Source organism: Moorena sp. SIO3A2 (genome assembly GCF_010672265.1).
Lineage (GTDB): Bacteria > Cyanobacteriota > Cyanobacteriia > Cyanobacteriales > Coleofasciculaceae > Moorena > Moorena producens.
Genome location: NZ_JAAHHC010000007.1, coordinates 75,770 through 89,308 on the forward strand (window position 1 = coordinate 75,770; position 13,539 = coordinate 89,308).

Sequence of the window (13,539 nt, forward strand, 5' to 3'; positions counted from 1 at the left end):
ACTATGGAATCAGCTAAAAACACATAAGAAAGCTGGAGTTCAACACTAGAACTCCAGCTATTTATTGAGATTGACAAATTTAACTAACTATTGGGAACTACATTAATCCCAAGAAGTGTAGTACACCTTGACCAGTAATATATTCTGTGACTAAAGCAGCGATGAAGCCGATCATAGCTAGACGACCATTTAAGTTTTCTGCTTTAGGGGTGAAACCGAACTTGGCTTCGTTAGACTCTTGATTGGACATGGTTCTTTGCTCCGCTAATTTACTCTGTGTAGCCCGTTTATATTAATAAATGTAACAAATTATTGGCTAAATGTCAATTATCTGCATAGGCAAGCGGGATGAATTGTGTATAAAGTCTTAGTTGATCAATGATGTAAACTTATGTGAAGTATAATTTGCTGTTTTCATCATGATCTCTCGTCGCGCATTTATCAGCAGTCTGTTGGCTAGCTTGATCGTTTTACTGGCTTGGATAAATTTTGCCAACCCTGCCCATGCTCTCGGTGGCAAACAACCTCCTATTAATGAACCCGCACCCGAGTTCACCCTACCGACCAATACTGGTAAGGGTTCGGTGTCCCTCTCCGATTATCACGGTAAGTGGGTCGTACTCTATTTCTACCCCAAAGACTTTACTAGTGGTTGCACCTTGGAAGCTCAGCGATTTCAGCAAGATTTGGCCAAATATATGGAGATAAATGCGCAGATCCTAGGGGTGAGCGTGGATCATGTCGATTCTCACGCGGAGTTTTGTGAATCAGAAGGTTTACAGTTCCCACTTTTAGCTGACACCGATGGCTCTGTCAGCAAGGCTTATGGTTCTTGGCTAGGTATTATGTCCCTACGCCATACCTATATCATTGATCCAGAAGGCATTCTACGGGAAATATTCCTTGGTGTGATACCAGCAATTCATAGCACCGAAGTACTGGCTCGCCTGGATGAGTTAATGTCTACTTCTTTCTGAGTTGATTTCCCACTAAGGATTAAGCTTTAACAAGATTTATGCCCTGAGGAGGTCTAATCTCTGGTCTAATATATCTGCTCTAATCTCTATAGATAGAGTTTAACCAAATCAACTCATTTCTAGATATAGCTCTACATATAGCTTGAGTGCCTAAGTCCTATTTAAGCATCCTTGAAGGAGGCTACTGAAAGTAGGCTGAGTACTGAAGCCGGATCATCAACAGTAGCGCTGGTTAGCTTAACATTGTCAATGATGAGCCCAGACTGAGTTTGATGACTCAATTCATTCACAACACCAAAGCCTAGGCTGTAAGTTCCAGCAGTAGTGAAGGTATGAGTAAATCCTTGAAATCCGGTTTGGTTGTAAAAGTTTTTCGGTGCTTGACTAAAGACCCCTAGGATTGGGTTAGCTAGTTCATAGACAATTTGGGACTTGGGAGAACTAAGGCAGAAGAAAGCGAAGTCGGCAACAATAGCCTCATCTCCCACGTCTTCATTGGTGAGAAAATTCCAATCAAAGGTTAAGGTATCACCAACACAAGGGGTAATCATTTGTTGGATAGCAGCACCTCTGACTACCTTGCTAGAAGTACCACATATGCCAACGGTGTCTAAAATTTTCTGGGCAATACAATCAAGAGTTCCTGTGGACAGGTATAAAAACTCCTCCAGTTTAGAGGCTGATGGGGCTTTTGGCTGACCTGTTCTGGTGACTTCGGTATTGCTAGTTCTTAGTAAAAGCTGCTTTTCTCCCTCGGTTGGAGTAATGCCAAAACTAGCTCTTTTGATCCCGCCTGGTCCTAGCTTTTGCCAGCCTTTGAGTCCTTCTTCAAAGCCACCATTAACTAATTTAACTGGTTCCTCACCACTAGAAAAACTAGACGAGTCAACCAGATAGTTGATTTCTTTTCTTAAGGTGGACTGTTTTGGAATTTGAGACGTGGACATAAAATTAATTTTTCTAGAACGCTAAAGGTTGAAACGACGACGATGATTCCAGAAAAATCAGAGGCAATCTTAACTTTTGATATGAGCACCAACCGTATTAACACCCTGATTAATCTGATCAGTTTGATGATCGTCTAATGACTAATGGTAAGTATTCAGCTGTCAGCTATCAGCTAATGCGCTACTTGAGGTGCTGTCTTGATGCAAAGCGCGAGTGGGGGGAACCCCCTTTGGCGGCGCTGCCTCCCCTGTTCCGAAGCTGCATCGCTACTTGAGGTGCTAGCAGGCGGTTTAACTGCAGGGGGTTGGATGAGTAAAACAAGCAGGGATTTTCAAGCAGCCATATCAGCACCCTCAGCTTGTTTACTACCTCCCGTTGATTAGCTGACGACTGACGGCTGATAGCTGAATGCTTACGACTAATGAACGTATTGTGTAAATTTTTACAGGTTTTTTTTATTAAAAGTCAATGTATCTAGGTAATCTTTACAAACTATTTATACTTTGAGATTTATTTATTAAGTTTCCGAGAAGAAACGATTAACTATAACCTTAAAAAATTATTAAAATTAGAGTTTTTATTTCTCACTAAGCTTCCAATATGAAGATTTTGTCAAGAAATCTGTTCAAGTCAGCTTAATTCCTTAATGTTCCAAAATCATAGCAAAAGAAACAGCAAAAATTGTTCAGTTGTTGGCTCTCCTAGAGTGGCTAGGATAAATTAGTACAAAATAATCGCCATAGTCCTTGCTTAGTAAGCTCTTGAGTAATTTAAAAATGCAATTTTAATAAAAGCGATGCAGCTTCGGAACAGGGGAGGCAGCGCCGCCAAAGGGGGTTCCCCCCATGAGCGACTGCCGTGGTTTTCCCCGGAGACGAAACCTTAGACAGGGGAGCCTTTATGGTTGGTAGGCTATGCAGATGCATGGTTAAAACTTATTGATTAAGGCGAGCCTGTCTTACGGTAACTATCGCCAAAGGCGACGCTTGGCCGTAGGCCACGCCAAAGGCGAACGCGAACAAACCATGAGCGACTGCATCAAGACAATGTATTTTTAGTTTATTGAATCCCTTGCTCTTTAAGGGTTTAAGCTCATTTAAACTACTAATTTACTATAATCAGTCTAGGAGAGCCCAGTTGTTTAACTTTTTATATTTATTTTTTATCTTTAAAGTTTCGTTCAAGTTGTTTCAAGATTTTATACATTTCTGGAAGCCGATTGTAGATGGCAGATATTTTTAGCCAGAGTTTGTTGGAAATAGCAGGATAGCCAGAAACTATACTTCCGGGTTCTACATCTTTGTGGATTCCCGATTTAGCGGTCACAATTGCTCCATCCCCAACTTTCACTTGATTCGCAATTCCTACCTGACCCGCCAGCAACACTTGATTACCTACTTTGACTCCTCCAGATAATCCAACTTGGGCTGCCAAGGCACAGTTTTGTCCCACCTCGGAGCCATGACCAATATGTACCAAATTATCTAATTTAGTGTTACGTCCAATCCGGGTTTCCCCAACCGCTGGACGGTCAATGGTGCTGTTACAGCCAACTTCGACCCCATCTTCTAAGACCGTGTAGCCAGATTGTTGCATTTTATACCACCCTTGGGGGGTTGGCACAAAGCCAAACCCTTCAGCACCAATGACTGCACCACTATGAATCACACAATCGTTACCAATGCGGCTCCGTTCATGAATAGTGCAGTTGGCATGTAGAACAGTGCGATCGCCTATTTCTACTTCAGGATATAGTACTACATTAGGATGAATACAGACCTGATTGCCAATCTTTACCCCTGCTGAAATTATGACGAAAGGTCCAATATAGACATCTGTTCCTAACTGAGCATCTGGGTCAATCACTGCAGTGGGATGGATGACTGGTGCTGGTTGAAAGGGTTGATAGAAACATGCGATCGCATGAGCAAATAGTAATCTCGGTTCAGATGTCCCTACCCAAGCAATACCTCTTTCTGTCGCTTTTGCCTGTAATGCTTCATCCAGGGACAAAATTAATGCACTCGCCTGGGTTTTTTCTACCATGTGGGCAAACTTGGGTCCTTCAATATAACTGAGAGTGCCTGGGGTGGCTTGATCGATGGGAGCAACTCCGGTAATTTCAGGGTTAAGCTCTGTATCGCTATTCAGGCTATGGCACAAAGACGCTGTACTACCCAGGTGTTCTATTAAAAGACTAAATTTCATGGCTCGGCAATGGGTGGGTGTGGAATTGGACATCTGGAATGATAGGATAAATTGGTGACTAACCGCCATTGCTATTGAGTTAGTTAAATGGGATTCACAATTCCTTAGTTATCTTGGGTGTTCCTAGCCCTTAACTTATTCCATCACTCCGATTGCCCTTGGATGATTGAGTCATTAGTCTACAAGTCTGTTAGTTCCATCCATAGATGGAACCAATTAAGACATCGAAGGTTTAATGACTAACGACTAATCAATCATGTCTGGTGGTGCTACCGTAAACTTAAGAACACTTTTGGGGTTGACCGTGACGGCGGTACAGCATCAGACTGTTGAGGATCTGGTGGACTAATATAGACTAGTAAGTTGAGCAATATTGTAATGGTAAATGCCTGAAAAACTTTCTTAAACACGAGCCACACTCCTCATTCCTAATATATAGTCTTGGTGAAACAATCGAAAGCGATGCTACTTGACTGAGATACGAACTTTATAAAAATTGATACACCCGTGAAGGTAATTAACTCTACCAGTTTATTTAAGCAACCATATAAGTGCCAAGTTATATGTTCCGCCTCAGTGACTGGCACAGTGCAAAGGGTTGCTCCTAAGTCATTCTGTGTAATTTAATAGATTAGGGGTAGCCGAGATTAGAACCAAAGCAAGAGTTTGCTAGTCGCTACAATGTAAAGGAAAACCAATCTACCAGCCACCTTAAGTCAGCACCCCACTCTTGTCTAGACAGGACTCCCTAGCCTAGTCATGCAACATAGCTGACCAACCGATAACAAGCCGCGAGGCAAACATGAGGTTATGCTTCGATAGGGGCTTGAGGCTGTTAACAGGAACGGGTATGAACTGCATCTGTTCTCCCCACATTGATCTAAGACGGTTTTAACCGCCCTTTTCCTTTGTTTTTCCTCCCCAGTCGCCCATACACGGGGTTTGCAAATTTCACGCTTATTTTTTATGATTCCTACAGTTATCGAGCAATCCGGTCGTGGCGAACGTGCCTTTGATATTTACTCTCGTTTGTTGCGAGAGCGCATTGTATTCCTCGGACAACAGGTTGATTCTGACTTAGCTAACTTAGTGGTTGCCCAATTACTCTTTCTAGAAGCCGATGACCAGGAAAAAGATATTTACCTGTACATCAACTCTCCCGGCGGTTCAGTGACTGCGGGCATGGGCATTTTCGATACGATGAATCAAGTTGCTCCGGACGTCTGCACTATCTGTGTTGGACTAGCAGCTAGTATGGGGGCTTTCTTACTCAGTGCTGGTGCTAAGGGTAAACGCATGAGCTTGCCCCACTCCCGGATTATGATTCATCAGCCACTGGGAGGAGCACAGGGACAGGCAAGCGATATAGAAATCCAAGCAAAAGAAATCCTGTACCACAAGCAGCAGCTAAACAATTATTTAGCAGAACATACCGGTCAGCCACTGGAAAAGATTCAGGAGGATACCGAGCGGGATTTCTTTATGTCAGCGACTGAGGCTAAGGACTATGGTTTAATCGACCAGGTCATTGAGCGACGTCCCATAGCAACCCCTTTACCAACAAACTAATGTCTTAGTTGACACTCCCCGTCTATGCGCGAGCAGGGAGTGTCAACTAAGACGTTAGTTTGGGGAGATGCTAAAGCGATCGCTAACCAGGTCCCGACTATTGCTGAAGTGGCTCCGGAAATTAACAATCGGCAGTTAATCACAGGAGTTAAGCAATTACAATACATCAATAACTATATATAGTTATTTATTACAAGTAACAATAAAATCAATCACCAAAAGGTAACTTCAGCTATAGGAAATGAAAACGGATATCGGATTTCCTAGTTAGCGTGAGGTACATCTAGATTTTTTTCCTGATCTTGATTGAGACTTTCGCTTATATCGAAATCGAATCATATAAAAAATTAATCTTAAGAGCTGCTTTACTATTAATTATCAAATCAATTATCTCTGGTGAGAGAACTTTCATGCCATTGCCCCAGAACCAAGTTGGATAAGGTGGTCAAGATTACAAAAATCAAGATACCTAGACTACTAATCATAAACAAAGCAGCAAACATCCGGGGAATTTCGAGATTGTAGCCAGCAATTAGCATTTGATAAGCAATTCCTGAATTAGCACCGCCTGTACCCGCAACAAACTCAGCTACTACTGCTCCGATTAAGGCTAATCCACCACTGATACGTAATGCAGCTAAAAAATAGGGTAAAGCACTTGGTAATCGCAGATACAGCATTGTCTGCCAGCGAGATGCTTTGTAAAGGCGGAACAGGTCACTTAAGTTGGAATCGATACTATTTAAACCAAAAGTCGTATTAGAAATAATCGGGAAGAATGCTACAATCCAAGCACAAATTACCAAAGCAGCAAAGGTATTGTTCCTCAGCCAAATAATAATTAAAGGCGCGATCGCAGCAATAGGCATTGTTTGCAGAACTACTGCATAGGGATATAAGCTTTTTTCAATCCACTTACTCTGAGCCATTAACATGGCAATTAGCAATCCTGAAACTGCTGCTGTTATAAACGCAGCTACAGTGATTTTTAGGGTGATCAGCAATGGCTCAAATAAACTGTTCCAGTCCCTAATTAATACCTTGATAATTAGCAAAGGACCTGGTAAGATATAGGATGGAGTACTAGTCACTCGAACAGAGATATCCCACACCATCAACACCAGGATTCCCACTGCCACAGGGGCTATAATATCGATAGATAGCAAACGTTTCAATTTTAGCTTTGCCAGAACAAATGCTTGATTTTTTTTCATAAAATTATTATATACTGTTTAATATAGCTGTAAAATTATAGCTGTAAAATTTATATTCATATTTTTGATAATCATAAATTATCATTTATTTATAAATAATAATTTATAAATTATCACTCATAATTCATCCCTTTTGACAACTGCTCAGCCACCTTCTGACAATATTTGGTATAAACTAAGGATGTACGAAACTGTTCGTTACGTGGTGATGGTTCATCAATAGTTATATCCGCCACTACTCGACCTGGACGAGCTGCCATTACTACCACCCGATTGGATAGATATACGGCTTCATAAATATTGTGAGTCACAAAAACCACAGTCCAGTGTTTCTTACTCCACAAATCAAGTAACTCCAGGTTCAGCTTAGTCCGGGTGATATCATCCAAGGCTCCAAAGGGCTCATCCATCAGCAATACCTTGGGAGAAGTAACAAGAGCTCTGGCAATAGAGACTCGCATTTTCATGCCACCGGATAGTTGACGGGGATAGGATCGGGCAAAACTTTCCAGTCCAACTAATTGGAGCGCTTCTTTAATAGCATTATCAGCCACTTTTTTAGAGACCCTAGCCAATTTAAGAGGCAATCGCACATTTCCCATTACCGTTGCCCAAGGCATTAGTGCTGCTTCTTGGAAGACAAAAGCTATCTCCTTTTGGTGAGCGCGATCGCTCCATTCTATGTTTCCCGAACTCATAGTGCTTAGTCCAGCAATGATGCGTAGCAGGGTACTCTTGCCACATCCCGATGGTCCTACCAGACTGATGAATTCGGACTTATTGATGTTGAGATTTAGGTCTTTTAGCGCTACAGTACCATTGTCAAAAGTTTTGTTGACATGGGTAAGAGAAATAGCTGGTTTTTGGTTCATCTATTGTCAGTTAGTAGCAATAGACTTCTTGCAGAAGTCGGTAACAGGTAACAGCGGAAAAAAAATTATAAAAACACTATCATAAAACTACTTTTGCAAGAGGTCTAATCAGTGATTAGCAATCCGTTAATAGTTTAAATTATCAATCACTAGATATAAATTAATGTCTAATAACAATATCTAATAAATTTGATTTTAACATGTCTATAAATAATATATTCGGCATTTTACTTTTTTTTTTAATAAGCTGTTATTTCGGTACTTAATTAAAGTAACTACAAAGTAACTAATAAACTAAAATGTTAACTAACTTTCTGTATAAAAATTTACTCCTTTATTGACAAATGCTAAGGTGTAGGCTTGTTTGTAATCAGTCTTGGCATCAAGTACCCCAACGGTAACTAACTCATTGAACAAACTTTCCCAGCGTTCATCGGTCATTGCCCCAATGCCAAGTTTTTCAGCATCACCAGAGATGATAATACCATACTCTTGAAGCTTATCCAGACCATAGGCAATTAGGTCATCACTCATCTCTGGATTATCTTTTTTGATCAGCTCATTGGCTGGTTCGGGATTCTCTAGATAGCTATACCATCCTTTGATTGACGCATCAACAAATCGCTGAACTAGATCCGGGTTAGTTTCAACGAGTTTCTTCGTGGTTTCAATGGTGAAAGTATAGGGATTATAACCAGCATCTGCTAAGGGTAATATATTGGGCTTAAAACCTCCTTGTTTTTCTATAATGTAAGGTTCAGAGGTCAAAATTCCCTGTTGGGCTGAATTTTTCTCTACTAAAAAAGGGCTAACATTAAAGTTATAGGGGCGTTTCTGGTCATCTGTAAAACCGTATTTTGCCTTGAGTAGGGGCCAATAGGTTGTGATGGCTCCAGGAGCAACAAAAATCGGTTTACCTTTTAATTGTGCTAGAGAGTCATTGCCTACCCCTGGATGAGCCAAGAGAATTCGTATTCCTTTTTGGAAGATACTTGCTACAGTAATTTTGGGAATACCTTGTTGCACTGCTCTAATAGCATCAACAGCCTGTCCCATACTTAAATCAACGACTCCCCCCAGTAATAATTGGGTGGGATTGCTCTGAGGACCGGTTGGTTGTATAACAACATCTAGGTCATAGTTTTGATAAATGCCAGTAGCGACAGCCTGATAAAAACCACCGTACTCTGCTTCAGCTTTCCAGCCCAGAGCAAATTTTATTTTATCTAATTTACCTTTTTTTTCTGTAGTTAATGGTGTAGAGGTTTGATTAGTACAAGCTGCCAAAACACTACTCCCAAGAGTGATGGAGCTAAGTTTAAGTAATTGGCGACGCTTAATTTTATAGATTTCTTTCATATAAAACTTCAACCGGCTAGAGCAGTAATTGAGATGATCTGGTTGTGGTGGTTTGAAATGGTGCAGCTTTAGGCAAACTAGAACGGTCTGGTAGGGAAAAACCTTGAATTTGGTCTAGGTTCGCGATTAGCAGCTTCTAAGATAGTGCGTAATTTACCTAAGTTACTACCGATAGCGATCGCACTAAGCTGGTACTCACTAAGCTGTACTCACTAAGCTGTACTCACTAAGCTGGTACTTTGTACTTGCCATTTTTTCTAAGCTGACTATCACTTTGGCGTTTAAACCCCAACAAACACACCGATAGAAATAATACCATACTCGCTCTAATTAAAAAATTAAGAATATATAATCATAGAGAAATATAAAAATATTACAGTAGCCATGGCTTTTAAGCTAACACGCATCTAAATTAAATCTGTTCATATTATGAAACAAACCATGAAACCCTCTCCCCACCTCCATTTCCCCATCTCCCCATCAGCCTCAACCCAAAAATTAAGTGCGTGACAGCTTAGGCAGGGGATGAAGGCAGGTTCTGGACGAAAGAGGGAGTTACAATGAACGTGACGCTTTTTTCTCACAGCCATGAGGAGTTATTAAGAAAATGGAAGTAAAACTGGTTTTAGTGGTACTAACAATTGCTTTTACTGCTTTGTGCCTGTTTTTTGGGACTAAGAATGGATTTTATGATTCAGACGATTATCACGGCAACGGCTCTGCACACTAAGCTTCCAGTATTTACTTTAGCTGTCAGCTGCTGAGCTTTCAACAAGCATTCATCGTGTAGTCTTGGAAAAACCCACGCATCTGGCATCACAGCAGAGGCTAAAGGCTAGAAGCTGACCAAAGAGCGTGGAATGTGAGGGGGCTAAGGGCGTTTTCCCAAGCCCCTGCCTTCTTGGCATGGGGAGTGTCAAAAAATTGAAATCGTCACTTAGAGGTTAGAGGGACTTAACCAATCCCTCCCTACTTAACTTCCTACTGTGGTAATGTTTTTGGCAACCCTTATCCCCTATTGACTCTGACCTCGAAAGGAGGGAAACTAGGTGAGAATTCCCCACACCCACCCTAAAGGGTAGGGTGTAGGATTATCGTAGACTCCAGAGTGGCCTCTAGGATATATCCAGCATACAAACCCCTCTAAATTGGTACGGAGTCACAACTCTACCACGTTTGTTTTGACTGGGGAAGAATCCGTTGAATTTTCCGTTCAAGGAAGATACAGCCAACGGAAAAATAGTTTCACCTTATTTTCCGTTGGCGATCACCCATTCTGTCTGCCTCTTCCAAGGCTTAATCATTCACCCTTCCCTGATTAGTAAGACGTGGGTTAACGGAGCCGGATTAGCTAAAATCTAAGTTGAAGCTCATGAGCAATCAACGCCCAGTAGCATCCTCTGATCAGGATGACCGATTAACCTGCTTTCCTTACGGTGTTGGTCATGGTGCAGAAGGGGTTTGTTTGTTGGTGCAGATGGGACCACACCGCATTCTCCTTGATTGTGGATTAGAAGACATTTCCCCCCTACAGATCGATGGGATACCACCAGCAGATTTAGTCCTGTGTAGCCACGCTCACTCAGACCATAGTCAGGGATTGCTGGCTCTTCACCAAACTTTTCCACAATTACCAATCTATGCTAGTGAGGTAACGACTCAACTATTACTACTCAACTGGCCGGAACTGCCTCCTGAGGATATTCTCCCATTTTGTCAAGCTCTCCCGTGGGTTACCCCTGTAGAATTCTGTGAGGGACTCACTGCTCAATTGTTCCCAGCTGGACACTTGCCAGGAGCAGCAGCATTTTTACTCACTTACACCACTCGCCATCGAACTTACCGACTGCTTTACACCGGTGACTTTTTCCTGTCTAACTCACGGCTGGTGGAGGGATTATCCCTTGAATCGCTCAGGGGGACACAGCCGGATGTGGTAATTGTAGAAGGCAGTTATGGCACTGCTCGACATCCCCATCGGCGGCAACAAGAAAATCAACTAGTAGAGCGTATTGAGCAGGCCATTGCTACCAATAACTCAGTTGTGTTGCCAGTGCCTACCTTAGGTCTAGGTCAAGAAATCCTGATGCTCCTGCGCTCTCATCACCACTTTACAGGACGCGACCTTGATATTTGGGTCAATGGAAACGTGGCTGCTGGTTGTAATGCTTACTTAGAACTGCTGTCTCACTTTCCCAGCTCAGTACAAAATTTTGCCCGACATCAAGCCTTGTTTTGGGATGAGCGGGTACGCCCTCGGGTGCGGCGGTTAGATCTCCAGCACCGAGATGCTATCGGTAAATCTCCCTGTATTATCCTCACTGACTTAAACATGGATTGGAGGGAGTACTGGCAGCAAGAGAACCGTTCTTGGGTTGTCCTACAACCGGAACATCTTAAATCTTTGGATCCAATCGATGAGTACGGATCTCTTAAGGTTGAAACTTATCTGCTGGCTCAACATGGGGATTGTCTGGGAACCACCCAGTTGATTCATAATCTTCGACCTCAACATGTGATTTTTGTTCACGGCTCTCCTACCTACCTCGCTGATCTTGCTGGTTTGGAAGAATTACAAAATCGATATCATCTCCATACGCCAGCAGCAGGAACACTCGTAGAACTTCCCATCGGTGATACCTTTATCAGACCTGCTCTACCAACGGAAACAAACTATGAAGGAGAGTTGAATGAATTAGATACACTTGTCTATATCACTCTTTCAAGGGCGATCGCAACGGATCCTCGTTGGCAAAATTTCGCTGATACTGGTTTAGTAGAAGCCCGCTGGCAAGGAGAAGAACTGGTCTTGCGGGGATTGTCACAACGAGAACTACTCAAACAAGGGGGCAGAGCCAAGATACCAATTAATATCGAGTGTTGTGGTAATTGTTTGTACCAAAGAGGGCAGCGCTGCTGGAATCCAGCCTCAGCTCTCTATGGTTTTAAAGTAACACTGGAGGGGTACTGTCCAGTTTTTGAACGGATAGAACCCCTTGAGTAACGAATAGTTAAGGGAAAATTGCTAGCTAGTTGTGAGTTATCAATTTTCCGATACTTTTTAGCTACCAAAGTCTACCAAGATAGACCAAAGTCCGCCAATGCAAGATGCTTTCGCATCCAGGGGGTATCTCCCAAAGCTCTCAGGAATATCCCGCGAGCGCCATAAAAATGTCAAAAAAGTTATAACACCGGGATCTAAGCGCAACTATTAAACCCTTGGTTTTCGGCTTTAATTTAAGTTACATAATAATCGCTTTCGGTGTTACCTAATTTAAGTCTAACAAATAATAAGAGTTTTTGGTAGACTCTGCGACATTTTCGATTAGTTTTTACTCACCCTTAACGGTTGGTTGTCCATTAACAATGAATAATCTAGTCCTGATTTAAGTCTTGGGAGCGGGGGTGAATTTGTTCAGCCTCCGGACAATCATCAGAGACTATCGGATCAACATTACCTCGGAAAACAGAAGCTAGCTTGTGACTCACAGAGCCTATGCTTTCCAAGCGGACCATTTCTTCCCAGGAACTGATCTCATCCTCTTCGTCTGTTTCATAACGAATTGTGACTAAATCTCCCTCGATATCAACAATGCGGGCGTGTTCAATCCAACGTTGCTGATCCCGCAAGAAAACGCAGACCTCACGACCATCGCAGCAGAGTTGATAAATCTTGCGGTGTAGCATATTCGGCTTCTCCTGTTGCAGATAACTCTTGGTTTTACTGGTGAAGTAAGCGGTTAAGTTTCTCTAGAAACAACTTTATTCTGACATACTTCCCACGAATAGAATTGGCGGGATTCTCTCCATCATTGCGATGATGAGATACTATGGAAGGTTAAAATAAACCTGAGCAACCAGAGCAGGAATACTCCAGATCCTTTTTTTGTTGGCTCTGGCGACTAAAATACCATTTACTTGATTTGTCGAGCCGCCATCAGCAGCAAAAATAGATTCCAAGAATTTATAAGGATTACCAATAAATAATTGTAGCTCACTCCTCGTATCCCCAGCCCTAAAGGGTAGGGGTTGACTTGAAATCATTTTTGGTTAACTTAACATGGAATCAAGCGGGTTTGTCTATTCCTTGTTAAAGATTAAAATAGCTTAATAGTCTTTTATGTTCATTGCTTGAGAGTGTAGCTTGCATTAGAAGCGAGCTTGAGTTTGAGTTGATTAACGCTGCTCGTGTCATTGATTACTTTTTTTCTGCATTTTGAGTTCTCCACGGATTGAAATCGCGTGGATTCTAAGAGTCGTGTCGTTACGCGGGTTAAAACCGCGCTGCACGACGCTTATAAAACTTACTAGAGAGTGAGTCTAGTCTCTTTTGTTGTGGCAGACTCAAAACTGCCCTACCTCCCTGGCCTTTGGCCAAGCTACGCGAACGGA

Annotated in this window: 14 protein-coding genes; 5 read left to right on the forward strand and 9 right to left on the reverse strand. The window is 42.2% G+C overall.

Features of this window, described 5'->3' with window-relative positions; translation table 11 throughout:
* Positions 1-97: 97 nt before the first annotated feature.
* A complete protein-coding gene (locus F6K64_RS09720; protein ID WP_008182021.1) occupies positions 98-250 on the reverse strand; it encodes a CAB/ELIP/HLIP family chlorophyll-binding protein in 153 nt (50 codons plus the stop codon).
* A gap of 169 nt (positions 251-419) precedes the next feature.
* Between F6K64_RS09720 and F6K64_RS09725 the strand changes: the two genes are divergently transcribed.
* The gene (locus F6K64_RS09725; RefSeq protein ID WP_008182023.1) at positions 420-977 is read left to right on the forward strand and encodes a peroxiredoxin; all 558 of its coding nucleotides are present in this window, start codon (positions 420-422) and stop codon (positions 975-977) included.
* 161 nt (positions 978-1,138) lie between these two features.
* Here F6K64_RS09725 and F6K64_RS09730 read toward each other — a convergent pair whose 3' ends face one another.
* From F6K64_RS09730 to F6K64_RS09740, 3 genes are all read right to left on the reverse strand, one after another.
* Positions 1,139-1,924 carry a hypothetical protein gene (locus F6K64_RS09730; protein WP_008182024.1) on the reverse strand — a complete coding sequence of 262 codons (786 nt, stop codon included), beginning with the start codon at positions 1,922-1,924 and terminating at the stop codon, positions 1,139-1,141.
* A gap of 1,156 nt (positions 1,925-3,080) precedes the next feature.
* Positions 3,081-4,133: a UDP-3-O-(3-hydroxymyristoyl)glucosamine N-acyltransferase gene (gene lpxD, locus F6K64_RS09735; RefSeq protein WP_008182027.1), complete on the reverse strand. Its 1,053-nt coding sequence runs from the start codon at positions 4,131-4,133 to the stop codon at positions 3,081-3,083.
* Positions 4,134-4,402: 269 nt separating this feature from the next.
* Entirely contained in the window at positions 4,403-4,543 is a 141-nt protein-coding gene (locus F6K64_RS09740) for a QAALIT motif small membrane protein (protein ID WP_154659741.1), read from the reverse strand.
* 556 nt (positions 4,544-5,099) lie between these two features.
* Between F6K64_RS09740 and clpP the strand changes: the two genes are divergently transcribed.
* Both clpP and F6K64_RS09750 read left to right on the forward strand, forming a co-directional pair.
* Positions 5,100-5,702, forward strand: coding sequence for an ATP-dependent Clp endopeptidase proteolytic subunit ClpP (gene clpP, locus F6K64_RS09745; protein ID WP_008182028.1), 603 nt, complete (start codon positions 5,100-5,102; stop codon positions 5,700-5,702).
* 24 nt (positions 5,703-5,726) lie between these two features.
* Positions 5,727-5,885, forward strand: coding sequence for a hypothetical protein (locus tag F6K64_RS09750; RefSeq protein WP_008182031.1), 159 nt, complete (start codon positions 5,727-5,729; stop codon positions 5,883-5,885).
* A gap of 200 nt (positions 5,886-6,085) precedes the next feature.
* On the opposite strand, the gene F6K64_RS09755 is transcribed toward F6K64_RS09750, so the two are convergent.
* From F6K64_RS09755 to F6K64_RS09765, 3 genes are all read right to left on the reverse strand, one after another.
* A complete protein-coding gene (locus F6K64_RS09755) occupies positions 6,086-6,916 on the reverse strand; it encodes an ABC transporter permease (RefSeq protein ID WP_008182032.1) in 831 nt (276 codons plus the stop codon).
* A 113-nt stretch (positions 6,917-7,029) separates the two neighbouring features.
* Entirely contained in the window at positions 7,030-7,788 is a 759-nt protein-coding gene (locus tag F6K64_RS09760) for an ABC transporter ATP-binding protein (protein WP_008182033.1), read from the reverse strand.
* A 306-nt stretch (positions 7,789-8,094) separates the two neighbouring features.
* Entirely contained in the window at positions 8,095-9,147 is a 1,053-nt protein-coding gene (locus F6K64_RS09765) for an ABC transporter substrate-binding protein (RefSeq protein WP_008182034.1), read from the reverse strand.
* Positions 9,148-9,754: 607 nt separating this feature from the next.
* On the opposite strand from F6K64_RS09765, the gene F6K64_RS38830 reads away from it, so the two are divergent.
* Together F6K64_RS38830 and F6K64_RS09770 are read left to right on the forward strand one after the other, a co-directional pair.
* Positions 9,755-9,877: a DUF8629 family protein gene (locus F6K64_RS38830; protein WP_044492584.1), complete on the forward strand. Its 123-nt coding sequence runs from the start codon at positions 9,755-9,757 to the stop codon at positions 9,875-9,877.
* A 642-nt stretch (positions 9,878-10,519) separates the two neighbouring features.
* On the forward strand, positions 10,520-12,151 hold the full coding sequence (locus F6K64_RS09770; protein ID WP_008182035.1) for an MBL fold metallo-hydrolase: 1,632 nt from the start codon (positions 10,520-10,522) through the stop codon (positions 12,149-12,151).
* A gap of 371 nt (positions 12,152-12,522) precedes the next feature.
* Here the strand turns inward: F6K64_RS09770 and F6K64_RS09775 are convergent, their stop codons facing one another.
* Entirely contained in the window at positions 12,523-12,834 is a 312-nt protein-coding gene (locus F6K64_RS09775; protein ID WP_008182036.1) for a DUF6679 family protein, read from the reverse strand.
* A 141-nt stretch (positions 12,835-12,975) separates the two neighbouring features.
* Positions 12,976-13,191: a hypothetical protein gene (locus F6K64_RS09780; protein ID WP_008182037.1), complete on the reverse strand. Its 216-nt coding sequence runs from the start codon at positions 13,189-13,191 to the stop codon at positions 12,976-12,978.
* Positions 13,192-13,539: the final 348 nt, after the last annotated feature.